This window comes from uncultured Mucilaginibacter sp., assembly GCF_937859865.1.
Classification (GTDB): Bacteria; Bacteroidota; Bacteroidia; order Sphingobacteriales; family Sphingobacteriaceae; genus Mucilaginibacter_A.
Map to the genome: position 1 here is coordinate 26,686 of NZ_CALMAT010000084.1, position 21,174 is coordinate 47,859.

At 40.0% G+C, this 21,174-nt stretch carries 28 protein-coding genes; 12 read left to right on the plus strand and 16 right to left on the minus strand.

Annotated features, from left to right (window positions below):
* Positions 1-144 precede the first annotated feature (144 nt).
* From Q0192_RS08995 to Q0192_RS09010, 4 genes are all read right to left on the minus strand, one after another.
* Positions 145-480 carry a hypothetical protein gene (locus tag Q0192_RS08995; RefSeq protein ID WP_299289149.1) on the minus strand — a complete coding sequence of 112 codons (336 nt, stop codon included), beginning with the start codon at positions 478-480 and terminating at the stop codon, positions 145-147.
* A 106-nt stretch (positions 481-586) separates the two neighbouring features.
* A complete protein-coding gene (locus Q0192_RS09000; protein WP_299289150.1) occupies positions 587-1,162 on the minus strand; it encodes a hypothetical protein in 576 nt (191 codons plus the stop codon).
* Positions 1,163-1,509: 347 nt separating this feature from the next.
* Positions 1,510-1,743, minus strand: coding sequence for a DUF2442 domain-containing protein (locus Q0192_RS09005; RefSeq protein WP_299289151.1), 234 nt, complete (start codon positions 1,741-1,743; stop codon positions 1,510-1,512).
* Entirely contained in the window at positions 1,740-1,967 is a 228-nt protein-coding gene (locus Q0192_RS09010; protein ID WP_299289176.1) for a DUF4160 domain-containing protein, read from the minus strand. Before Q0192_RS09010 ends, Q0192_RS09005 begins: the two co-directional genes overlap by 4 nt.
* Positions 1,968-2,139: 172 nt before the next feature.
* On the opposite strand from Q0192_RS09010, the gene Q0192_RS09015 reads away from it, so the two are divergent.
* The 3 genes from Q0192_RS09015 (at position 2,140) to Q0192_RS09025 (ending at position 4,458) form a co-directional block, all read left to right on the plus strand.
* Positions 2,140-2,283: a hypothetical protein gene (locus tag Q0192_RS09015; RefSeq protein ID WP_299289152.1), complete on the plus strand. Its 144-nt coding sequence runs from the start codon at positions 2,140-2,142 to the stop codon at positions 2,281-2,283.
* A gap of 122 nt (positions 2,284-2,405) precedes the next feature.
* Positions 2,406-2,780: a hypothetical protein gene (locus Q0192_RS09020; RefSeq protein WP_299289153.1), complete on the plus strand. Its 375-nt coding sequence runs from the start codon at positions 2,406-2,408 to the stop codon at positions 2,778-2,780.
* A gap of 391 nt (positions 2,781-3,171) precedes the next feature.
* The gene (locus Q0192_RS09025) at positions 3,172-4,458 is read left to right on the plus strand and encodes an NAD(P)/FAD-dependent oxidoreductase (RefSeq protein WP_299289154.1); all 1,287 of its coding nucleotides are present in this window, start codon (positions 3,172-3,174) and stop codon (positions 4,456-4,458) included.
* Here Q0192_RS09025 and Q0192_RS09030 read toward each other — a convergent pair.
* Positions 4,455-5,708 (minus strand): serine hydrolase, encoded by a 1,254-nt coding sequence (locus Q0192_RS09030; RefSeq protein WP_299289155.1) that lies wholly within the window; start codon positions 5,706-5,708, stop codon positions 4,455-4,457. The two genes, Q0192_RS09025 and Q0192_RS09030, sit on opposite strands and share 4 nt — an antisense overlap.
* A gap of 201 nt (positions 5,709-5,909) precedes the next feature.
* Between Q0192_RS09030 and pdxH the strand changes: the two genes are divergently transcribed.
* From pdxH to Q0192_RS09045, 3 genes are read left to right on the plus strand one after another with little or no spacing between them, the layout of a single operon-like run.
* Positions 5,910-6,557 carry a pyridoxamine 5'-phosphate oxidase gene (gene pdxH, locus Q0192_RS09035; protein WP_299289156.1) on the plus strand — a complete coding sequence of 216 codons (648 nt, stop codon included), beginning with the start codon at positions 5,910-5,912 and terminating at the stop codon, positions 6,555-6,557.
* Entirely contained in the window at positions 6,554-7,048 is a 495-nt protein-coding gene (locus Q0192_RS09040; RefSeq protein WP_299289157.1) for an NADH-quinone oxidoreductase subunit C, read from the plus strand. The genes pdxH and Q0192_RS09040 overlap by 4 nt, the downstream gene beginning before the upstream one ends.
* A 27-nt stretch (positions 7,049-7,075) precedes the next feature.
* On the plus strand, positions 7,076-8,260 hold the full coding sequence (locus Q0192_RS09045; RefSeq protein ID WP_299289158.1) for an NADH-quinone oxidoreductase subunit D: 1,185 nt from the start codon (positions 7,076-7,078) through the stop codon (positions 8,258-8,260).
* 71 nt (positions 8,261-8,331) lie between these two features.
* Here Q0192_RS09045 and Q0192_RS09050 read toward each other — a convergent pair whose 3' ends face one another.
* Together Q0192_RS09050 and Q0192_RS09055 are read right to left on the minus strand one after the other, a co-directional pair.
* Positions 8,332-9,429 (minus strand): serine protease, encoded by a 1,098-nt coding sequence (locus Q0192_RS09050; RefSeq protein ID WP_299289159.1) that lies wholly within the window; start codon positions 9,427-9,429, stop codon positions 8,332-8,334.
* Between the two features lie 12 nt (positions 9,430-9,441).
* Positions 9,442-10,008, minus strand: a complete 567-nt coding sequence (locus Q0192_RS09055) for a sigma-70 family RNA polymerase sigma factor (protein WP_299289160.1) — start codon at positions 10,006-10,008, stop codon at positions 9,442-9,444.
* A 131-nt stretch (positions 10,009-10,139) separates the two neighbouring features.
* Between Q0192_RS09055 and Q0192_RS09060 the strand changes: the two genes are divergently transcribed.
* The 6 genes from Q0192_RS09060 to Q0192_RS09085 all read left to right on the plus strand — a co-directional run bounded on the left by Q0192_RS09060 (position 10,140) and on the right by Q0192_RS09085 (position 13,790).
* Entirely contained in the window at positions 10,140-10,367 is a 228-nt protein-coding gene (locus Q0192_RS09060) for a hypothetical protein (RefSeq protein WP_299289161.1), read from the plus strand.
* A 98-nt stretch (positions 10,368-10,465) separates the two neighbouring features.
* Complete coding sequence (locus Q0192_RS09065; RefSeq protein WP_299289162.1) at positions 10,466-10,681, plus strand: hypothetical protein; 216 nt, start codon at positions 10,466-10,468, stop codon at positions 10,679-10,681.
* Between the two features lie 150 nt (positions 10,682-10,831).
* Positions 10,832-12,193, plus strand: a complete 1,362-nt coding sequence (gene purB, locus Q0192_RS09070; protein WP_299289163.1) for an adenylosuccinate lyase — start codon at positions 10,832-10,834, stop codon at positions 12,191-12,193.
* A 94-nt stretch (positions 12,194-12,287) separates the two neighbouring features.
* Positions 12,288-12,836, plus strand: coding sequence for a NifU family protein (locus Q0192_RS09075; protein ID WP_299289164.1), 549 nt, complete (start codon positions 12,288-12,290; stop codon positions 12,834-12,836).
* Between the two features lie 214 nt (positions 12,837-13,050).
* A complete protein-coding gene (locus tag Q0192_RS09080) occupies positions 13,051-13,497 on the plus strand; it encodes a hypothetical protein (protein ID WP_299289165.1) in 447 nt (148 codons plus the stop codon).
* Positions 13,498-13,508: 11 nt separating this feature from the next.
* Entirely contained in the window at positions 13,509-13,790 is a 282-nt protein-coding gene (locus Q0192_RS09085) for a hypothetical protein (protein ID WP_299289166.1), read from the plus strand.
* A 723-nt stretch (positions 13,791-14,513) separates the two neighbouring features.
* Here Q0192_RS09085 and Q0192_RS09090 read toward each other — a convergent pair.
* From Q0192_RS09090 to Q0192_RS09130, 9 genes are all read right to left on the minus strand, one after another.
* Positions 14,514-14,843 (minus strand): DUF5615 family PIN-like protein, encoded by a 330-nt coding sequence (locus tag Q0192_RS09090; RefSeq protein ID WP_299289167.1) that lies wholly within the window; start codon positions 14,841-14,843, stop codon positions 14,514-14,516.
* A complete protein-coding gene (locus Q0192_RS09095; RefSeq protein WP_299289168.1) occupies positions 14,827-15,066 on the minus strand; it encodes a DUF433 domain-containing protein in 240 nt (79 codons plus the stop codon). Before Q0192_RS09095 ends, Q0192_RS09090 begins: the two co-directional genes overlap by 17 nt.
* Before the next feature lie 86 nt (positions 15,067-15,152).
* Positions 15,153-15,947 carry an inositol monophosphatase family protein gene (locus tag Q0192_RS09100; RefSeq protein ID WP_299289169.1) on the minus strand — a complete coding sequence of 265 codons (795 nt, stop codon included), beginning with the start codon at positions 15,945-15,947 and terminating at the stop codon, positions 15,153-15,155.
* Positions 15,944-16,408 carry a GtrA family protein gene (locus tag Q0192_RS09105; protein WP_299289170.1) on the minus strand — a complete coding sequence of 155 codons (465 nt, stop codon included), beginning with the start codon at positions 16,406-16,408 and terminating at the stop codon, positions 15,944-15,946. Before Q0192_RS09105 ends, Q0192_RS09100 begins: the two co-directional genes overlap by 4 nt.
* Complete coding sequence (locus Q0192_RS09110; protein WP_299289171.1) at positions 16,408-17,574, minus strand: prolipoprotein diacylglyceryl transferase family protein; 1,167 nt, start codon at positions 17,572-17,574, stop codon at positions 16,408-16,410. The genes Q0192_RS09105 and Q0192_RS09110 overlap by 1 nt, the downstream gene beginning before the upstream one ends.
* Before the next feature lie 29 nt (positions 17,575-17,603).
* Entirely contained in the window at positions 17,604-18,923 is a 1,320-nt protein-coding gene (gene mtaB, locus Q0192_RS09115) for a tRNA (N(6)-L-threonylcarbamoyladenosine(37)-C(2))-methylthiotransferase MtaB (protein WP_299289172.1), read from the minus strand.
* A gap of 254 nt (positions 18,924-19,177) precedes the next feature.
* On the minus strand, positions 19,178-19,747 hold the full coding sequence (locus Q0192_RS09120; RefSeq protein ID WP_299289173.1) for a UbiX family flavin prenyltransferase: 570 nt from the start codon (positions 19,745-19,747) through the stop codon (positions 19,178-19,180).
* A gap of 27 nt (positions 19,748-19,774) precedes the next feature.
* The gene (locus Q0192_RS09125; protein ID WP_299289174.1) at positions 19,775-20,653 is read right to left on the minus strand and encodes an exopolyphosphatase; all 879 of its coding nucleotides are present in this window, start codon (positions 20,651-20,653) and stop codon (positions 19,775-19,777) included.
* 4 nt (positions 20,654-20,657) lie between these two features.
* A partial coding sequence (locus tag Q0192_RS09130; RefSeq protein WP_299289175.1) for a phospholipase D-like domain-containing protein occupies positions 20,658-21,174 on the minus strand: 517 nt, incomplete at its 5' end.

Genomic DNA, 21,174 nt, shown 5'->3' on the forward strand with positions numbered 1-21,174 from the left:
GTTTAAGAATTAGAAATCCGTAGATAGAAAGAATCTTTAGCTCAAGGGCCAGCAGAAAGTCCTTAGCTTAATTGTACGGATTACAAATTCCGACCAGTAGAGAATGTCCTTTTGTTATATATACTTAGCAAGTAATTAGCAAGTTTAGCTTAAACTTTCAAAATATCGGTCGAAAAAACGTCCAGTTTTGACTATCTTCATATTAGAGCATTTAATCATTATTTCAATAATAATCCTTGTCTTGATTTTGTCATCAATTGATTTAATTAGCGTTTCATATTGAGAAAAGCCAAAATTAGCAATTGTTAAAGCTGCAAGACACATAGTTTCAGAATTTTTAAACATAAAATAAGACATACTATTTAGTAAAATTACGATGTCATTAGATGCTGGATAATGGGAATGTGTTCTTAAGCTTATCAAGTAATTTTGTACTTTACTTGAATCTGAAATAGTTTTAATTGCTGCTGTTGCTTTCATCTCCCCGTGCTCATGAAGATACTGGTTTTCGAAAGCGTTAACTAATAGATCGAAAGGAAAATCGAGTAAATGTTTGGAAACGTTGTGCATTTGTTGATTAAATAAATTATTTAGCCTCTATCGTTACTGTAACTTGGGCAAGTATTTTTATATTTTCGTTCATAATTTTATTATTTGGTATAGCTATACTACTGCCAGCTCTTATATAAAAATTCACTAATTCTTGAGCAGAAGGTTTTAAGCAAGCAACAATTATAATTCTATTTTCATTATAGCCACCCTCAATAGTTATTTTAGACTGCCATTTTTTATTTATATTATCTAATGTTACTTCATTTTTGGGCCAATATTCATTTTTGATACTGTTAAATACAATAATCATTAACTTACCTTTTGAAGGGGCTTTGTTATAAGTACCATTAACAGTTATTGGAGTTGTAACTTTTTCGAATACTACAGGAGTTGATATATTAAAATCGAAATTAAATCGTTTCCAAAATACATATAAAAGTATACTTATTAACATGACTGCTGACAATGCTGTACATATGATCTGAAAAATACCTTTAGAAAAGATTGCACCCATAAAACAGGCAATTAAAAAAATTGCCGCCCGATCAATCCAAGCTGCAAGTAGCTTACTTACTACAGGATCATTCCAGATACTATTAAACCATTTCAAATCAATAATTTTAAAGGTTAAAATCTTATTTTTATCAAGAGTTTACTTACTTAAATGCTGGCAAGATAATAGATTTTCAGAAGTATTTTAGAAATCAACCATTTTATACCGATAAAAGAAGCATATTGCTAGTTGGGATTTGTAATCCCGTCCTCCGAGCTAAGGATTTCCAATCCTTTCTACTCAATCAATAAAACATCAAGCAACCCCATCTGCCCGGCATAATTAATAGCCGAACTGTAAACGTAAATAATACCTGCTGCAACAGGATTGTGGTGCAAATAATCCAGAAGTATATTGCTCTAACGTCCAGCTTATGTGGGCAATACAATTATTCGGTAAAGAAGCTATTTTGCAAAATCCCTAAGAATACCATTAACAGAAAGGTCCTCGTCAATTAAAGGCCAATGTATGCCATAACCCGAAGGAGAAATCCTATACATCGCCCTTTCTACATCAGTTGCAGCTTGCAGTTTACCAGATAACTTATCTAAAGGTATGGTAAGTTCATTGCCATCAATAGTTAGCATAATAAAATCTTTTTTAAAACGAATGGCTTCAATTTTATGTGTAGCTATCATATTGTCTTTTTTAAAAAATTATTCCAAGAATCTGTTATCGTATCAAAGTTTTGAAATATGATCTTCCTTATTTTTCGTTTATCTTTTGGCGACATATTATAACTAAACTCTTCTTTTATATCCATTTCCTCAACTAAAAGCCAATATTTGCAATCCATATCGCCTTTCTCTGCATGGATATGAATTGGCTCATTGTTTTCATTTGCGTAAAATAAAGCCTCCATTCCCAAATAAACAAAACTATCGGTATACAGCCTAAGGTAATAATTATCATTCTCATCTATACATAAGTTCCATTTAACGCATTCTTTCGAATACCATTAATTTACTTACCAATCCGGACTTTTAGATTCCAGTTGGCTCACTTCTACCGATAAAAAGAAAACGGAAGAGATTATGTACCGCAAGCAACACCAGATCGGCACGGACAAAGACGGCAACACCGTTTTTATGGCCGATAACGATTACATGATCAACTTGGCCAAACGCGATTTCCCGGAAATTGAATTTCATACCACTTTGGAGTTCACCAAAAATTAGGCGGTAAAAGAAGTATGAGGGTTTTGTAAATGAACAGCAACAAAATTTAACCTGATGCTTTTATAATTGCATGTAGAACTTTACTTTTAGCTTATCTTTATACCAAGCAAAAAAAGCAAAACATGAAAAAATTGATCCTTTCCATCGCCTTTTTTACATTGATTGTATTAAAAGGCTTTAGTCAAACTACCACCGAAACAAAAACCATTGATATAAAAGATATCGCGAAGCACAGTGGCGAAAAAGTAACCATTTGCGATCAGATTTATGGCGGCAGGGTTTTAGACGGGCCGGACATTATCATTTTAAACATGGGCGGCGAAGGCGATAAAAGTTTGATTACGCTGGTGATTATGAGTGCAGACAAAGCAAAGTTTAAAACAAAACCGGAAGAAACCTTTAAAGGGAAAAAAGCTTGCGTAACCGGAACGATAGGCGATTACCAGGGCAGGCCAATCATGAACATTACAGATCCTGAACAGATCAAGGTGCAGTAACTTTTGCGAAGCAATAATATTTTTAAAGGGCAACACGAGCATATTCGTGTTGCCCTTTTTATTAATGATTTTTCATAAGTCAAGCCTATTTCATCAACAAACCAAGCGCGGTTTCCACGAAACTGAATTTTATACCACTTCTGATTTTACTAAAAGATAGGTGGTAAAAGAAGTATGGGAGTTTTGTAGTTGCAGAATTAAAAATGTCAATCAGTAAACCTTAAACATTGCCTGCCGCTTCGGAATGTCCGGTGGTTATCTTGCACTTGTTCAACAATCTTTTCAGATACTTCTTTTACCGGTATAAATTAGGTGGACGATTTGAAAAAGATTTCACTCTCCGTTCAAAATCCCAGCAACACATTCGGCAGATATTTCAGTTTATAATTTCATGGATCAAGCTGATACAATCATCATCGGTGCCGGAGCTGCAGGTTTAATAACGGCTTATGAACTCACAAAAGCCGGACAAAAAGTAATCGTTTTAGAAGCCAGGAACCGTATTGGTGGCCGTTGTTTTACGTTTTCAGGCGACGAATTTATAACGCCGGTAGAATTAGGCGCTGAGTTTATCCACGGCGAATTGCCGCTTACGTTAAAGCTGCTAAAAGAAGCACAGATTAAATATGAAGCCGTTTCCGGAGAAAGCTTCCAATCGAAAAACGGGGAAATTGTTAAATCCGAATTTTTTACGGAGAACTGGGACGCGTTTGAAAAAGCGTTGCTGGAAGTACAGGAAGACCAATCGCTCGAAACGTTTTTGCAGCAACATTTCCACGAAGAAAAATTTGCAGGGTTGCGTAAATCTATCCAACAGTTTGCGGCTGGTTATGATACGGCCGACCCGGCGCGCGTTAGTCTGTTTTCGCTGCGCGACGAATGGCTGGGCGGCCATAAAGAAGAAACGCAGTTCCGCATTCCCGGCGGCTACATCCAACTGATGGATTATCTGGCAAAACAAGTACAGGATTTAGGCAGCGAAGTTCACTTGGAAAAAATGGTTCGGCAAGTTAACTGGCAGCCAAACTCAGTCGAAGTTATCGCCAATCAGCATGCTTCTTTTACCGGCAAAAAATTGGTGTTAACGGTTCCGTTAGGTGTTTTAACTTTAAGCGGAAACGAAACCGGCGCAATCACTTTCGATCCTGATTTGCCCAAACAACGAAAAGCAGCTACCGAAATGGGTTTTGGTGCCATCATCAAAATCCTGATGGAATTTGCCGATCCTTTTTGGAAAAAACAAGGTTTAAACAATATGCAGTTCCTGTTTTCCGAAGAAAAAATACCAACTTGGTGGACGCAAAACCCACAGCAAAACAACGTTTTGACAGGCTGGCTGGGCGGTAAACCGCAGGACGGAATGCAGCATTTAAGCGACGAAGAACTTCTGCAGGAAGCCCTCATATCACCGGCACATATTGTTAATGCCGATGCTTCTTTTATCGAACAAAAATTGGTGGCCGCAAAAGTTTATAATTGGACGGCCGATCCTTTTGCCCGCGGCTCTTACAGTTATGCCACTTTGCAAACCGCCTCGGCCTTAAAAATTTTAAAAACGCCGGTTGCCCAAACTATTTATTTTGCAGGAGAAGCTTTGTTTGAAGGCGAACAATTGGGCACGGTGGAAGCTGCACTGGTTTCGGGCTTGGAAGTGGCGAAAACAATAATCGGAGCTTAATCTTTCGAAAGATAATCAAACTTAAACTTCCTCAAATCCGGCAAATACTTCTTTTGCCTTTGCAATTCGTGCTGATAAACCACTTCGCCCAAATGTTTTAAAAACGGCAAACACACGGTTTCATATTCGTATTTGTTGTCGTTGTAAATGCCGTCTTCGTTGGATTGGATTACGGCAGTCAGCATAAATTCTACCTTGTTTTTGAAATCTACGATGTAAGCGTTATCAATATCGTAACCGTAAGAATCGCCAACTTTGTTAAAAATGCGGATGTTTGGATTTAAACTTGCATCTTTTTCTGAACCATAAAACAAAAACTTGCAGAACGTTGGCCAGTAGTTAGGTGCCGAATATTTTGGATAATTACTTTCGGTTGGAAACATGCTCATGTACTTGTACAAAAGCTGATAATCTTCTTTTTGAAGCTGAAACTGCTGTTCTTTCGGATAAACTTCCGGGAACAACAACCGCTTTAAAACTTCCTGCTGATCGGAAATTGTGTAAATGTTTTTTTCCGAAAAATCAAAAGGTTGATTGACCAATTGGTCGTAGTTGTCCAAATAACCTTTTCCCTGCAACATGTTTTCCAATTGCATCGGATAATCCTTCGGGTCGAATTGAGCAGGTTTTTGATAAATGCTTCTTTTACCGGCAAAAAATTCGATTGGGTTGGTATGTTTGGTACTTTCGCCGGCATCGCCAACGGCCAACCGGCTGATAATGCGCGTTTGGTTCAAACCATATTTTTTCAGTTTTTGGTTGATTTCTTCGCGGCCCACAAACTCGTACAAACGGTTGTAGGCATCGTTATCGCTCACCAGCAAAATCTTTTTGATGTACTGATTGATGCTTGGCAAACCGTTTTCGGCAGAAGTATCAACGCTGACTTTGGTTTGCCCGGCAAAAGCACTGTCGAGTTGCATGGATGCTTCTTTTATGCCCTTGATTTTAAGCTGGTTGCATTTCTCCAAAGCAAAAATAGCCGTCGGCAATTTAACGGTGCTGGCCGGATAGAAATAGCGTTTCGGGTTTAAGTTGAAGCTGTACGAACGGAAATGCGGAATATTATGTTCATCACGATCTATCTGCGTGTACAAAACCTGGACTTCGTTTTTAGTTGGATGGTTTAAAATTCCGGCAAAATATTCGGGGTGCTTTTCCAGTAAATTTTTTAGAAAAACGGTATCAGTTTTTTGGGCGGAGGTTTGCAAGGCGAGGAGGAAAAAAAGGATGGATAAACGAAGCATCATATGGTTAAATATAGCGCATTAAATGTGATGCTAAGTTTTAAAACCTGTTTAAATTTCAATTTTGGTATTGTGCTAAAGTACACACCCTTAATTTCGTTCAAAACTTTTCGGCGGTTACCAGTTTTTATAGGATAAAAGAAGCATTATCAACCGGAAACAGTTTACACCCAATTCGACCGGCATTTTGTAAGTTTGCAGCAGATGGAACAGGAAGCAATAGAAAATTTAAGACGGGATTACCGTTCGGCTACGTTATCGGAAGCTGATGTGAACCCGAATCCAATCAAGCAGTTTGAAAAGTGGTTTAACGAGGCCATCAACGCCAAGTTGTACGAACCGAACGCCATGACTTTGGCCACGGCAACCACCGACGGACGGCCTTCCGCACGTATTGTTTTGTTGAAAGGTTTCAGCGAAAACGGCTTTAAATTTTACACCAATTATTTGAGCCGGAAAGGAAAAGAACTCACCAAAAACCCTTTGGCCAGCCTGATTTTGTACTGGCCGGAAATGGAACGACAGATCAGGATTGAAGGCACGATCGAAAAACTGAGCAAAGAATATTCTTCGACGTATTTTCATTCGCGGCCAAAAGGAAGCCAGATTGGTGCCGTAGTTTCTCCGCAAAGCCAGGAAATTTCTTCGCGCGAAGAACTGGAACAAAAGTGGCAGCAACTGGAACAGGAATACGAAAACAAGGAAGTGCCAAAACCGGCGCACTGGGGCGGCTACATCGTAAAACCAAGGCTGATCGAGTTTTGGCAAGGCCGTTCGAGCCGCTTGCACGACCGCATTTTGTACAAAAAAGCCGATCAGCAAAACTGGAAAATAGTACGTTTGGCGCCATGAGTTTTGAAGAGATCAAGCTTCTTTTATCGGCACAATTTGGCGATGGCGTAATTTTGGGCGAAGAAACGAGCGGCCTGCAACCTGCCTTGCTCATCGAGCCGGATCAAATTGCAGCGGTTTGCCTTTTTCTGCGCAACCATCCGCAAACTTATTTTGATTTTTTGGCCTGCCTTTCGGGCGTGGATTATCACCAGGAAAACCGTTTTGGCGTGGTTTATCACCTTTCTTCACTGCCGTATCAAACACAATTGACGCTCAAAGTAAGCACCGAAAAACCTACCGATCCGGAAGTGCTTCCCTCCTTTCCAACCGTTTCCAACGTTTACCGCACGGCAGATTGGTTTGAGCGGGAAGCCTACGATTTGTTGGGCATTGATTTTAAAGGCCACCCGGATTTGCGCCGCATTTTACTGCCCGACGATTGGGAAGGTTTTCCTTTACGGGAAGATTATAAAAGCGCCGAATATTACAAAGGCATCAAGATTGATTAATGCTTCTTTTAGCACAATAATTTTTGTATGGTAAACGAAGCATTTAAACGGTACCAGCAGCGCATCCAAAACTTAAGCGCGGAGGATTTGGTACTGAACATGGGCCCGCAGCACCCGTCAACCCACGGCGTTTTGCGTTTGGAACTGATTACCGATGGCGAAATTGTGAAAGAAGTGATCCCGCACATTGGCTATTTGCACCGCTGTTTTGAAAAGCACGCGCAGTCCATGTCGTACCAGCAAACCATTCCTTTTACAGATCGCTTGGATTATTTGTCGTCCATGAACAGCAGCCACGCATTTGTGATGGGGGTGGAACGGATGCTGGGCATTGACAAAGAAATACCAAAACGGGTAGAATATATCCGCGTTTTGGTATGCGAACTCAACCGCATCGGCTCGCACCTGATTGCTTTGGGCACTTACGGCATTGATATTGGCGCTTTTACGCCTTTTTTGTGGTGCTGCCGCGACCGCGAACATATTATGGGCTTACTGGAATGGGCATCAGGTTCAAGGTTGCTGTACAATTTTATTTGGGTGGGCGGCTTGTTTTACGATTTGCCGGTTGGTTTTGAAGAACGCTGCAAAGAGTTTGTAGATTATTTTAAGCCAAAAATGGCGGAACTGAACCAATTGCTGACCGATAATCAGGTTTTTATCAACCGCACGGCTAACGTTGGCGTATTGCCAATGGATGTGGCGATCAATTATGGTTGTTCCGGGCCGATGCTGCGCGGATCGGGCTTGAAGTGGGATTTGCGCCGTGTGGATGGTTATTCGGTTTACCCGGAGCTGGATTTTGACATTCCAATCGGAAAAGGAGAAATGGGCAGCGTAGGCGATTGCTGGGACCGGTTTAAAGTGCGGATTGATGAGATCGGCGAATCCTTAAAAATGATCGAGCAGTGTGTGGAACGTTTGCAAAAAGAACTGAAACGTACGCCTGATTTTGACCCGCGGGCTAAACTTCCCCGCAAAATTATCCCGAAAGCGCAAGATTATTATATGCGTGGCGAAAACCCGAAAGGCGAACTGGGTTTTTATTTTATCGCCGACGGCAAAACGGAAATCCCGAAACGCGTCAAAGCACGCGGCCCAAGTTTCAACAACCTGTCAGTATTGCCTGTTATCAGCAAAGGTGCGATGATTGCCGATGTAGTTGCCATGATCGGTTCTATTGATATTGTTTTGGGCGAATTGGACCGATAACAAAAAAAGCTCCCTTTTACAGGAGCTTTTTCGAATTTATAGATAGATTTTAGGGGGCTAAAAGAAGTATCTCAATTATAAACTTTCACCATAAACACATAGTTCTGCAGTTTCTTAATTTGCTGGGCACGGCTCAGTTTAACCATGTTGTTTTTGCTATTTAAAACGATTTTTTTACCGATAGAATCGGCAGGAATAGACTGAATGGCTTTCATTAAATAATTGGATTTGGTGGCAAAAGCGGCACCATCAACCTGCGTTTGCTTACCTTTGATAATGCCGATGATGTTTCCATAATTGTCCAACAAAGGTCCGCCACTGTTGCCCGGGTTTACAGGGATAGAAACCTGGTAAGCCAGGCTATCGTTTTCAAAACCGGTGAACGAGCTTAAATAACCTTTTCCGATCACCACCGAATCTTTTGGATAACCGATGGTAAACACATCTTCGCCCAAATCAGCCTTGGATTTTTTGAATGCGTATGGCACCGGGCTTAAATGTTTAAAAGAAGGATCGGTAATCCTCAAAACGGCCAGATCATAATCTTCGTTGATATAAATTGGTTTTACTTTAAAAGATTCGCCGTTAGAGTTTTGCACATAAACAGAATCTGCTCCGTTTATCACATGAAAATTGGTGATGATATCGCCGTTGGTATTGATGGCAAAACCAGTTCCGCCAAAATTGCCCGGGTTCAGGTTGTTTTTTCTGATGCTTTTGCCCGAAATATCACGCATCAAAGCGCTTTGCGAGCGTTTTACATTATCCAGCTCGCGGCGCAATGCACTGTATTTTGATTGCTGGCTTTGGTTGTTGAAATAGCCGGTGAAAAACAAAGTGAGCATCACGGCAAAAATGGCAACCGAAGCGGCAACCGATATTTTTGAATGATGGTTTCGCCATAAAGCAATCACACGGTTTTGGCGGAAACCCAAAGTTTGTTTAACGGCATCCACATCAATTTCATCATGGATGGCGTTCAGTTTATGTTCAAATTCTACGCGCTCGTTCCAGCCCGACAGGTATTTCATAAACTGCTGATGTTCTTTGATCCGCTCGTTCAAACGCGGGTCGCCCAGGCGCATCACCTCAAATTCCAATTGCTCATCCTCAGAAAGCTTATGGCCAAGATACCTTTCAATCCAATCCAACAGTTGTGGCTCGCTCATTTTAATTCAAATTTATGGCTGAAAAAACAGCTTTTTTAAACGTTGCAGGCATTTGTATTTCTGCGTTTTTGCGTTTTCCGCATTGGTATAGCCAAACTTTTCGCAAATCTCTTGCATAGACCGGTTCCGTATGTAAAAATCCTGGATAATCGTCCGGCAGGGCTCGCCCAGCATCAGCAACGATTCTTCCATTTTACTAAACTGCAAGTCGCGCATTTCGTGTTGTTCCAAGTCGTTTTCTACCGGCAAAAAATCGTGCACATCTTTCAGCTCGCATTCTTTTTTGTTCAACTGGTTCAACTTTTTTAGCCAAATACGCCTGCAAACCGAATAAATATACGTTTTCAGTTTGCTGGTCAGTTCAAAATCCCCGGCTTTAACCTTGTTGTACAAAATGATGATGCTTTCCTGGTAAACATCTTTCGCATCGGCTTCGCTCCCGTTATTGTTCAGCACCATCTGCAGCACCATCGGAAAATGGGTTTTGTAGATACGCCTTAACGTATCCGGGGAATTGTTTAAAATCCCCATTATGTCTTCGCTGTCGGTAGGTGCCGGGTTTTTTATCTTTAAATTCACTAATTAATACAGTTTGTACAAAAATGTAACCCATTTTCCGAAAAAAAAATATTTTTTCAATTAGCGGGTTACCTTTTTAAGGTTTGGGTATTAAGTTAAAATTTCACTGCAATTTAAAATTTAAGAAACACATGAAAAACTCATTCAAATTAGGCTTTTTAGCTTTGGCAATCACTTTCGCTGTTAGCGCTTGTAACTCAAACAAAACTTCTACTTCTGCTGATTCCACTTCAGTATCTACTTCTACCGATACTTCATCAAAAATGATGGACTCTACCAAAAAAGGCATGGCTTCAGGTGCAGATACTGCTAAAAAAGCAATGTCTTCAGCTATGGATTCTACCAAGAAAAAAATGTAATTTTTAGCAATTGCTAAACTAATAGTTAAAACAGAACTGGGTTATTAGTGTTATAAACCCAGTTCTGTCAATTTTTTTTAAAACATTAACCAAACATTATGAAAAACGTATTTAAATTAGGCTTTGTTGCCTTTGCAATATCTTTATCTGTTGCAGCTTGCAGCTCTGATAAAAAAGCCATGGGCACTTCTGATTCTTCAGCAGTTGGCACTACCAGCACAACATCTACTGATTCTTCAGCAACTTCAACTACCGGTACAACTGGTACAACATCTACAGATACCACTAAAAAAGACACTACTAAAAAACCATAAGTTTTTTACCAATTATAAAAAAAGGCCGTGCAATTTGTACGGCCTTTTTTTGTATCACCAATTTTTAGGGCATAAAAGAAGCATCGGCATCAAGAAACCGCGTAAACAGTTGCGGTTATTTCTACTTTTGCAGCTACAAGTTTAAGCAACATGCCTTTATCCCCCCTTTCTGCTATTTCGCCTGTTGACGGCCGATATTATGCTGTAACCAATCAACTAAGTCCATATTTTTCCGAGGCAGCGCTCATTAAATTTCGGGTTTTTGTAGAAGTAGAATATTTTATCAGCCTGTGCGAACTGCCTTTGCCTCAGCTTCATAAATTTTTTAATAAGAATTACACCGATGAGAAAGATTACACGGATTTAAGGAAGGTTTATGTTGATTTTTCGGAGAAAGATGCGTTGGAGATTAAAGAAATCGAAAAAACCACCAACCACGACGTAAAAGCGGTGGAATATTTTTTGAAAAAGCATTTCGACCGTTTGGGTTTGGGTGAATATAAAGAGTTCATTCACTTTGGTTTAACTTCCCAGGATATTAACAATACCGCCATTCCATATTCTTTTAAACTCGCTGTGAACGAGCAATATTTGCCAACTTTGAATGAATTGATCAATCTGTTGAAGGCTTTGGCCGAAGATTGGAAAGACGTTTCTATGCTGGCCAGAACGCATGGGCAACCTGCATCGCCAACACGCTTGGGCAAAGAATTGTTGGTTTTTGTGGAACGATTGGAAGCGCAAATTAAGTTGCTGCAGCAAATCCCGTTTTCTGCAAAATTTGGCGGCGCAACCGGAAATTTTAACGCGCACCATGTTGCTTATCCGCAAATTGATTGGAAAGCTTTTGGCAACCAATTTGTAAACGAAGTTTTAGGTTTAAGCCGATCGCAACTCACCACACAAATTGAACATTACGATAATTTTGCTGCGCAATGTGATAATTTGAAACGCATCAACACGATTTTGATTGACCTGAACCGCGACATTTGGACGTACATCTCCAACAATTATTTCAAACAAAAAATTAAAGCCGGCGAAGTTGGTTCTTCGGCCATGCCGCACAAAGTAAACCCAATTGATTTTGAAAATTCGGAAGGAAATTTAGGATTGGCCAATGCTGTTTTTGAGCATCTTTCTGCAAAATTGCCCGTTTCCCGTTTGCAGCGCGACCTTACGGATTCTACCGTTTTGCGCAATATCGGCGTCCCGTTTGCGCATACCATCATCGCTTTTAAATCAACTTTAAAAGGCTTAAATAAATTGGTGTTAAACGAAGCAGTTATCCGCAAAGATTTGGAAGATAATTGGGTTGTGGTGGCCGAAGCGATCCAAACTGTTTTGCGCCGTGAAGGCTATCCAAACCCGTATGAAGCGTTGAAAGATTTAACGCGTGTTGCCGGAAAAGTTGATGAAAATGTGATTGCTGAATTTGTAAACAATTTACAGGTTTCTGCGGAGCTAAAACAGGAATTGATGGCGATTACGCCTTTCAACTATACCGGCATTTAGTGGCTAAGTCAACAAGTGGTAAAAAAAGTAGCGATAAAAGAAGCATTCTAAACAAGCTGTTTTAAATTTTGTAATTTTATAAAAAAAGATCATCATGAACATCAACGTATATACCGAAACCACGCCGAACCCGGCAACCATGAAGTTTATTGTAAACAAGTTGCTGATCAACGGAAGCGCGGATTTTGCAACGCGGGAAAGCGCAGAAAAATCGGCTTTTGCGAAAGAATTGTTTAAGTTTTCCTTTGTGAACGGTGTGTTTTTCGCCAGCAATTTTGTAACGGTTACCAAAACCGAAGGTTCTGACTGGAACGATTTGGAGCCGATTTTAAAAGAGTTTGTAAAAGGCGCGGTAGAATCTGAACTGAGCGTGCAGGAAAAAGAGCAGGAAGTGGTTGCTTTTGAAGGCGACGATGCCGAAATTAAAATCCAGCAAATTTTGCACGACTACGTTCGTCCGGCAGTAGAGCAGGATGGCGGCGCGATCACCTACAAATCTTTTGAAGATGGCGTAGTAACCGTTGAATTGCGCGGTTCTTGCAGCGGTTGCCCATCCTCCACCATCACTTTAAAATCAGGGATTGAAAGTTTATTGAAACGCATGGTTCCGGAAGTTACGGAAGTGGTTTCTGAGGCTTTGTAGGATTTAGGTTTTATCAACTTTATAGGGGTAAAAGGAGTATGATGCTTCTTTTACCCTTTGTTTTTTTGAAATACATTTAGAAGATCTAAACCTGTTATTTTTAAATTTTCAAGTTTCATCTTTAATTTTTAACAAAAATGGCGACAAAACTTTATGTAAGCAAGTTGAGAGATACTGCTATAAAATCTTAGGCGATTTCTATCTTTAGCTTTAAATGCAATTACCAAAATATCAGCTAAAATCAGGGCGGGAATTATTAAGTTATGAATTTATTAGCCAGGGACCGAAGGGACTTATTGAAAAACGTATTCAGTTTACTTTGTTAAACCAAGAGGAAGTTTATAATCTTGCGTTCGGTGATAAAGACCCGATAACAGGAGAAATTGATGACTTAGTGGTAAGCAATAATGGCGATAGTGAAAAAGTTTTGTCAACTGTAGTAAGTGCTGTTTATGCATTTTGCGATAAACACCCAGAAGCATCCATTTTTGCATTAGGCAGTACTCCTGCCCGAACAAGATTATACCGAATTGGACTAGCGAAATATTTTGATGAAATTAAAGACGATTTTGAAATTTATGGACAATTGGAAGACCAGTGGGAATTATTTGAAAAAGGGAAAGAATATTTAGCATTTCTTGCCCAGCGAAAATTATCTTAAATTTACCTATTATGAAAACGATTGAAGAACTAAATACGAGTAAAGTGCCAATTGTGATAATTGATAAGTCATTAGACGAACTAAACGATGTTGTGCTTTTCCCGGAAAAGGTTGAAAAGGCAAAAGAAGTAATTGCCAAAGTTGGGCTTCCAAAAAAAATAGCATTGCCGCAAACAAGCGTATCACCAATAACAGATCATGGCAACGACCCTTTTGTTGTAAAGAAAGTAGAAGAAGCTAAATCATTCTTTCAAAAAAATGGGTTGAATGGTTTACCTAAATCAGTTAAGTAAGTAAAAATAACTTGTTTTCATTTTTGAATTTAAACCTGGCATTGAAAGTTTATTCAAACGTATGGTTCCAGAGGTTACGGAGGTAGTTTCTGAGGCTTTGTAGGAAATAAGTTTTATTGAATTTATAGGGGTAAAAGAAGTATTTGGATGCTTCTTTTACCCTTTGTTTTTATATACTAAAATTTACATTGATAAAGTTTGTTGATTTGGATATGAACATGTATTATTTTGTTGTAAAATTGTTTATTTATAACTACACAAATTCAAAAATGAGTGTAGTGTAAGAATAAAAAAGCAACGAAAATTTACAATAAATAATTGTTAAATTTAAAACTAATATCATGTTATGAAAACCTTAGAAGCTGTTTAAATTTTGTTCAAGTTATTGGCAATGCTTCTTTTATCACCTAAAAACCATCAAGGCCAATTGCTTTTTGTAGCGGCAGCAAAGCATAGATACCAATTTTTTAGTGCTAAAAGAAGCATCAGGATTTTTCTTGAGAGAAATTTAAACAGCTTCTTAGACATTTCTATTTCAGATTCTAAATTCAACAAATTTGGTATAAGGCAAGATGAGCTGACTTTCATTGATTTGATTCATCTTGTTAGAAAAGAATAGATGCGTGAAAATTTAAACAAATGTGGTGAGCTTGCAGCAAAGTATGGACTTTCTAAAATGATGATGGATGAAATTTCTGAGGAAGTAAAAGCGGTGAGGCAATCTTAACCAGCAGAGATAATTACAGGTCCAACAGGTAAATTCCCACGGTTCAAAAACTGCTTTATTTTTGGTGTCAACTTGGTGAGTGCTGCGTACTGATTGATCGGAGCTGTGAGAACAAAAACAGTAAGGGTATATTTTGAAAAATTTTGTTGATAGCGTAAGTTTTTATCAAAAGTTAACAAAGCATCAAAAGAGTTTGCAACCATCAACTTTAACAATTCGCCGTTTTTAATTCCGTTCCATTGCATCTCGCGAACGGTGAATATTTCATGATCTGAAAAATCAAACTTGAGAAGTTTGGGCAAATTTTCATCAAGCAATAGCCGCATACAATTGCTCTACATTTTTAGAAGTTAAAAGTTGATTGGCCAAATCTAACAATGCAACGGCTTGCGTTTTAGAAACGGTTGGAAAATCATCTAAAAACTCGTCCAATGAAACGCCTGCTTCCAAATGGTCGAACAAACTTTCCACCGGCACGCGGGTGTTTTTAAAAACGGGTTGGCCGCCAAGAATATCTTGATCTACTGTGATAATAGCTTTAATATCCATTTTGTAAATTTTAAATCAGCACTATGAATTAAAATTAATGCGATAAAAGAAGTATCGCCCTGGTTTTGTATTGCTAATTTACTGTTTTACTTCCTAAACGCAAACAAAACCTTATTCAACAACTCCTGGCTAACCTTGCCATTTGTAGCAATTACATCCCGCGTTTTCAGCATGTTTCTGCCACCGGTAAAATCAAAAACTTGTCCGCCGGCTTGTTTGACGATGAGGATGCCGGCAGCCATATCGTAATCATTCAGGTTGTATTCGTAATAGGCATCAAAACGGCCGCAAGCGGTATAAGCCAGGTCAACGGCGGCCGAACCTAAACGGCGCAAACCCTGGCAGCTTTGCATCAAATCTTTAAACAAATTCATATACGCATCAGCTTTCTCGAAGTTGTAATACGGGAAACCGGTGGCAATTAAACTTTCGCTAACGGTTGGTTTATCAGAAACACGGATTTGTTTGCCGTTTAAAAAAGCAGGCGCATCTTTCCAGGCGTAAAAACACTCGTCCTGGTTAATCTCATAAACCACGCCCAAAACCAGTTCTTCGTACTCTTTTAAAGCGATACTAACCGAATAAACCGGCAAACCATGAATAAAATTCGTTGTTCCGTCCAGCGGGTCAATCACCCAATTGTATTGCAATGCTGTTTTTACCACTGTTTTTTCTTCGGTGATAAATCCTGCTTCAGGTAAAAGTTGCTGTAGTTTTGCCACAATCATTTCTTCGGAAGTTTTATCCACGTAAGAAACCATATCGTTTAAACCTTTAAACTCAACGCTTTCGGCCTTAAACTTTCCGGCTTCGGTTTTGATGAATGTTCCGGCTTGTTTGGCCAAGACAACAACTTCCCGGCATAATATTTCTAAATTCATTTTGGGTTCCTTTTAATATTGAACGAAAAAAACTTGTGGACGAAATAACTGGCCACGCCCAAACTTAATGCGGCAATAATCCGGGCCAGTGGCGGATAAACTTTGAAGATAGAAACAAACAACCGCAGCATCAATAAATTGGCAAAAAAACCTAAAAAAGCAACGGTAAAAAAGCGTGCAAACTGGTTTCGGGAAGAAAGCTTAGAATGCGCAAACACAAAGTATTTGGTGAGCAAAAAATTACAAACAATGCAGCAACTGTAGGAAATGATTAAAGAAATTACATCCCTCGAAATAAGAAAGCCTAAGATTTTTACTTCAGCCGTAATAAAAATATAATGATAAACGAAGTAGTAAACCAAAGCATCAACAATAAAACCAACGCCGGTTGACAAAAAGAACCGAACCATCTCATTTTTGAGCAGCTTTTTGATCAAAGGTTTTCGGTTACTTTTGGCCATCAAACTTGAGGATCAATGCTTCTTTTATCACCTAAAAATGCGTGGGCAACAAATCCAATCCCCGTTAAAACCAAAACAGCAGATATAAATTCGGCTTGGGTAAAAGAAATACCGGCAACATGGTATTTGGTGTTTACGCGGATCAGTTCGATCAGAAAACGTTCAACACCATTTAAAATGAGGTAAATGCCAAACATCAAACCGGGCGTTTTGATATACTTACGAATGCTCCACAAAAACAGAAACAATAAAATACAAATAACAGATTCGTAAAAAGAAGTCGGGTAAACCGGAACCGGCAGTTGATGACAATATTTACCAACACAACCCGGAATAGGAATGCCTTCATCGCCAACATTATGCGGAAAACGAAAAGCCCACATCCAATCGGGTGCCCAGCTTAACCAATTGGGTTTTGGTGAAGTATTGGCAATCCCCCAATCGCCATCGCCGGAAAGCTGGCAACCGATGCGGCCAACGCCATAAGCAATCATCATCCCCGGCGAACCAATATCAGCCATATGAATAAGTTTGATGTGGTTTTTATGGGCGATATACATTACCGCCGCACCCCCACAAATCAAGCCGCCATAAAAAGTTAATCCACTGAAACCAACCAGCATCCCAACCGGATCTTTTATCAATTCGTTCCAGTTTTCCAACCCGTTAAACAATTTTGCTCCGGCAAAACCCCAAAAAGCGGCCCAAATCAGCATTGTTCCCATCAACTCGTATGGATGAACGGTTACTTCTTCTTTTTTGGGTTGCGCTAAGGCGTATTTTTTCTTTTCGGCATAAGCCCAATAAGCAAAAACAGCGGCAACAAGTATTCCGCCAATCAGGTTGCCGCGGGTAGAAAGCAAAAATTCTTGCGGGTTATCAACCAAAGCACGGTAATGAAAAACGGCATCCAGAATTTTGTAGCCGATGAGAAAACCAAAAAGCGCATTACCAACCAACTCGCCAATAGAAGCAGGCTCGCCAACGGTAATTGTTTTTTTAAAAGGATGAATGTAACCCAGCTTTTCTTTGCGGATAAACTCCTGCTCGAAAGCCCAGTACGAAAACATAAAAGCCAGTGCCACGCAAAAACCGAAAGTTTGTATGGGAAGCGGAATGTTTAACCCGGTTAAATATCGGAGCAGTTCGGTGATGGTTGGAAACATGGATGGCGCTGTTTCGGGCGAAGATAAAACTAATGAACCAGAATTTCTGCTGTTTCCTCAATTTCCATATGGCCGGATGCGGCAATAGCAGTTAAAAGCACTGGCCTAATCTCGTTCACCAATAAAGGATCGTAAACGGTTTCAATTTTAACATAATTGCGCGTGAAACCGTGCATTAGGCCATCGTTCGTTTCGCGCTCAAACAAAATATCGGCCGTGGTGCCAACTTGGGATTCGTAAAAAGCGCGGCGTTTTTTATCGGATAAAATATGCAGCATTTTGCTTCGTTCTGCCCGTGTTGAACCCGGAACTACTCCGGATAGTTCTTTTGCCGGTGTATTTTCGCGTTCGCTGTAAGTAAAAACATGGAGGTAAGAAACCGGCAATTCGTTTAAAAAGTTGTAGGTGTCTATAAAATCTTCACGCGTTTCTCCCGGAAAACCAACGATCACATCCACGCCGATGCAGCAGTCAGGCATCAGTTCTTTGATCTTGGCAACCCTTTCTACATACAGTTCGCGTTTGTAACGGCGGCGCATCAAACTCAATATTTTGTTGGAACCGGATTGCAAAGGAATATGAAAATGAGCCACAAAACGTTTGGAAGCGGCTACAAAAGCAATAATTTCATCGGTTAACAAATTGGGTTCGATGGAAGAAATACGGATACGATCAATGCCTTGCACTTCATCCAAAACTTTAATCAGGTCGAGAAACCGGTATTGACGAAGTCCATCAACCAAACCAAAATCGCCCAAATTAACACCCGTTAAAACAATTTCTTTGACGCCTGACAAAACTATTTCCTGCGCTTGTTTGACCACATTTTCAATCGCATCGCTTCGGCTTGCACCACGTGCCATCGGAATGGTGCAAAAGGAACACGAATAATCGCAGCCATCCTGAACTTTGAGGAAAGTACGCGTTCGGTCGCCAAAAGAATAAGAAGGGATAAATTGGTTTGCTTCTTTTACCGGCGAATTATAGACAAGTGCTTTTGGGTTTTTGGTAAGATCGGTAATGTGGTCAACCAACTGAAACTTCTCGGCAGCGCCTAAAACTAAATCCACGCCTTCAATCTCAGAAATTTCTTTTGGCTTCAATTGTGCGTAACAACCCACAATGGTGATATAAGCGTTTGGAGAAATCTTTAATGCTTCTTTTACCACCTTTTTACATTTGCGGTCAGCATTTTCGGTAACCGAGCAAGTGTTAATTACATAAACATCAGCCTGGTCTGTAAAATTAACAATTTCATAATCAGCCTGTTTAAACTGTCTGCCAATTGCAGAAGTTTCGGCATAATTGAGTTTGCAACCCAGCGTGTAAAAGGCAACTTTCCTGTTCATTCGAGGTTGCAAAGATAAAAATTTGTGTGCTAAAAGAAGTATGTTAGATCGTAGGATAATAGTTAATGGTTCATTTTTTATGGGAAAATACAGGCACTAATTTTTATATGGTAAAAGAAGCATTGTCATTTCGCACCGAAGGGAAAAATCTTTTTTCAACCGATACTTCTTTTATCAACCTAAAATTGAAGAAGATAAGTTACTTTGAAAAATATCTCTCCCTTTGGTTGAGATGACAAAAAACCGGCTTTTTATTACTTTCCCCCTTCGCTCCAACGATAGCTTTCGTGTTCAAAACCAGCGAGATCTATAATGCGGTTTACCACCGTCATAGCAACATCTTCAATTGTTTTGGGCAAACTATAAAAAGAAGGAACAGCCGGACAAATAATGCCGCCAGCCTCGGTAACCGTTTGCATATTGCGTAAATGGATGAGGTTGAGTGGCGTGTCGCGGGCAACTAAAATCAACCTGCGCCTTTCTTTCAAAACTACATCGGCGGCACGCGTAGTCAAATCATTGGAAATGCCGCCGGCAATTCGGCCTAAAGTACCCATCGAACAGGGAACGATAATCATCGTGTCAAACCTGGCCGAACCCGAAGCAAAAGGCGCCATAAAATCAGTTTTGCCATAAATTTTGAAAGGTATATTTTGGTAGCTTTCATCGCCCAGCTCAAAACGCCAAACGTCTCTTGCATTGTCAGACATGACCACGCCAACTTCGGCAATTTGTTCCTGCAAAACCTGCAATTGCTGCAACAACAACTTGGCATAAATAGAACCGCTGGCGCCGGTTATGGCCACTACAATTTTTTTCTTCATCAATTTTTAGGTGGTAAAAACAGTATGCTATTTAAAGTTTTCTTCGATCAAAATTTGGATAATCCCATCAACCATGCCCACTTTCGGTACGTAAATGTTTGCCACGCCTGCCCATTTCATTACCGTAATAAAAATCTGGGCAGCGGGAATAATCACGTCGGCACGGTCGTGGTTTAAACCCAGAACCTGGATGCGGTCTTTCATGGAATACGAATTGAGGTGGTTGTACAAACTTTTTAACTTAGACAATGACATCGGTTTCCCTTCTTTTTCTTCGGAAAGCCGGAACAATTTGTTGATGTTGCCGCCGGTGCCGATACCGGTAATGTTTTTATGAGATTTGACTTTGGATTGGATGAAACGTTCCATTTCTTTCCAGGTTTCGGCCTTGTCCTGGTTGTCCAACATACGGATGGTGCCGATGTTGAAAGATTGGGAGGCCACCAAAATCTCATCCGAAAAAAAAGAAAGTTCGGTGCTGCCGCCGCCAACATCAATGTACAGGTAGTTCTTTTTCCGGTCTAACTTTTCTTCAAAATGGCTGGCGTAAATAATTTTTGCTTCGCGTTGGCCGCCAACAATTTCCAGGTCAACGCCTGCCTGCTCTTTTACCTGTTTTACAATTTCCGGCCCGTTTTCTGATTCGCGCATGGCCGAAGTTGCGCAAGCCAGATAAGCCGAAACGCCGTAAACATCCATTAAAAGCCGGAACGAATGCATGGTTTTTACCAAATCATTGATCTTTTTTTCGGAGATTTTTTTCTGGATAAACGCATCATCGCCCAAACGTAGCGGCACACGGAGCAGCGTGTTTTTTTTAAAAGTAACCGGTTCGCTGTTTTCGGACAGGTCTGCAATGAGCAGCCGAATCGCGTTGGAACCAATATCAATGGCAGCGTATCTCAAAATGTTATTTTTTTTGTTTCAAATAGGTGTAAATGTCAAACTGCGAGCGCACTTTTATCTTTTCGTCCGTTTTGTGGTAACGGTTGTTGTTTAAACTGTTGATTTCGCGGGCTTTAGTATTGTCGTGCAGTTGGATGTTGATGATGTCGCGGATTTCCTGCTTCAGATCCTTATCGTAGATTGGGAAACCAACTTCCACGCGATGGTCTAAATTTCGGGTCATCAAATCAGAAGATGTTAGAAAAATTAATTCCTTTCCGCCGTTGCAAAATATATAAACTCGGGCATGTTCCAAATATTTATCCACAATGCTAATCACCTCAATGTTTTCGCTGTAGCCTTTTACACCCGGAACAAGGCAGCACATGCCGCGCACAATCAGCGTAATTTTAACACCGGCATTGCTGGCTTTGTACAAACGTGCAATCATTTGTTCATCGGCCAGGCTGTTCATTTTTAAGATCATGTATGCCTTGTTGCCTTTTTTGGCATTCGCAATTTCCTTGTCAATATAACCAAAC

Bases quoted from the DNA above. Each gene is read 5' to 3' on its own strand.
- Q0192_RS08995 (WP_299289149.1), bottom strand. From the start codon at position 480: ATGAAAGCAACAGCAGCAATTAAAACTATTTCAGATTCAAGTAAAGTA.
- Q0192_RS09005 (WP_299289151.1), bottom strand. From the start codon at position 1,743: ATGATAGCTACACATAAAATTGAAGCCATTCGTTTTAAAAAAGATTTT.
- Q0192_RS09010 (WP_299289176.1), bottom strand. From the start codon at position 1,967: ATGGAGGCTTTATTTTACGCAAATGAAAACAATGAGCCAATTCATATC.
- Q0192_RS09015 (WP_299289152.1), top strand. From the start codon at position 2,140: ATGTACCGCAAGCAACACCAGATCGGCACGGACAAAGACGGCAACACC.
- Q0192_RS09020 (WP_299289153.1), top strand. From the start codon at position 2,406: ATGAAAAAATTGATCCTTTCCATCGCCTTTTTTACATTGATTGTATTA.
- Q0192_RS09025 (WP_299289154.1), top strand. From the start codon at position 3,172: ATGGATCAAGCTGATACAATCATCATCGGTGCCGGAGCTGCAGGTTTA.
- Q0192_RS09030 (WP_299289155.1), bottom strand. From the start codon at position 5,708: ATGATGCTTCGTTTATCCATCCTTTTTTTCCTCCTCGCCTTGCAAACC.
- pdxH (WP_299289156.1), top strand. From the start codon at position 5,910: ATGGAACAGGAAGCAATAGAAAATTTAAGACGGGATTACCGTTCGGCT.
- Q0192_RS09040 (WP_299289157.1), top strand. From the start codon at position 6,554: ATGAGTTTTGAAGAGATCAAGCTTCTTTTATCGGCACAATTTGGCGAT.
- Q0192_RS09045 (WP_299289158.1), top strand. From the start codon at position 7,076: ATGGTAAACGAAGCATTTAAACGGTACCAGCAGCGCATCCAAAACTTA.
- Q0192_RS09050 (WP_299289159.1), bottom strand. From the start codon at position 9,429: ATGAGCGAGCCACAACTGTTGGATTGGATTGAAAGGTATCTTGGCCAT.
- Q0192_RS09060 (WP_299289161.1), top strand. From the start codon at position 10,140: ATGAAAAACTCATTCAAATTAGGCTTTTTAGCTTTGGCAATCACTTTC.
- Q0192_RS09065 (WP_299289162.1), top strand. From the start codon at position 10,466: ATGAAAAACGTATTTAAATTAGGCTTTGTTGCCTTTGCAATATCTTTA.
- purB (WP_299289163.1), top strand. From the start codon at position 10,832: ATGCCTTTATCCCCCCTTTCTGCTATTTCGCCTGTTGACGGCCGATAT.
- Q0192_RS09075 (WP_299289164.1), top strand. From the start codon at position 12,288: ATGAACATCAACGTATATACCGAAACCACGCCGAACCCGGCAACCATG.
- Q0192_RS09080 (WP_299289165.1), top strand. From the start codon at position 13,051: ATGCAATTACCAAAATATCAGCTAAAATCAGGGCGGGAATTATTAAGT.
- Q0192_RS09085 (WP_299289166.1), top strand. From the start codon at position 13,509: ATGAAAACGATTGAAGAACTAAATACGAGTAAAGTGCCAATTGTGATA.
- Q0192_RS09090 (WP_299289167.1), bottom strand. From the start codon at position 14,843: ATGCGGCTATTGCTTGATGAAAATTTGCCCAAACTTCTCAAGTTTGAT.
- Q0192_RS09095 (WP_299289168.1), bottom strand. From the start codon at position 15,066: ATGGATATTAAAGCTATTATCACAGTAGATCAAGATATTCTTGGCGGC.
- Q0192_RS09100 (WP_299289169.1), bottom strand. From the start codon at position 15,947: ATGAATTTAGAAATATTATGCCGGGAAGTTGTTGTCTTGGCCAAACAA.
- Q0192_RS09105 (WP_299289170.1), bottom strand. From the start codon at position 16,408: ATGGCCAAAAGTAACCGAAAACCTTTGATCAAAAAGCTGCTCAAAAAT.
- Q0192_RS09110 (WP_299289171.1), bottom strand. From the start codon at position 17,574: ATGTTTCCAACCATCACCGAACTGCTCCGATATTTAACCGGGTTAAAC.
- mtaB (WP_299289172.1), bottom strand. From the start codon at position 18,923: ATGAACAGGAAAGTTGCCTTTTACACGCTGGGTTGCAAACTCAATTAT.
- Q0192_RS09120 (WP_299289173.1), bottom strand. From the start codon at position 19,747: ATGAAGAAAAAAATTGTAGTGGCCATAACCGGCGCCAGCGGTTCTATT.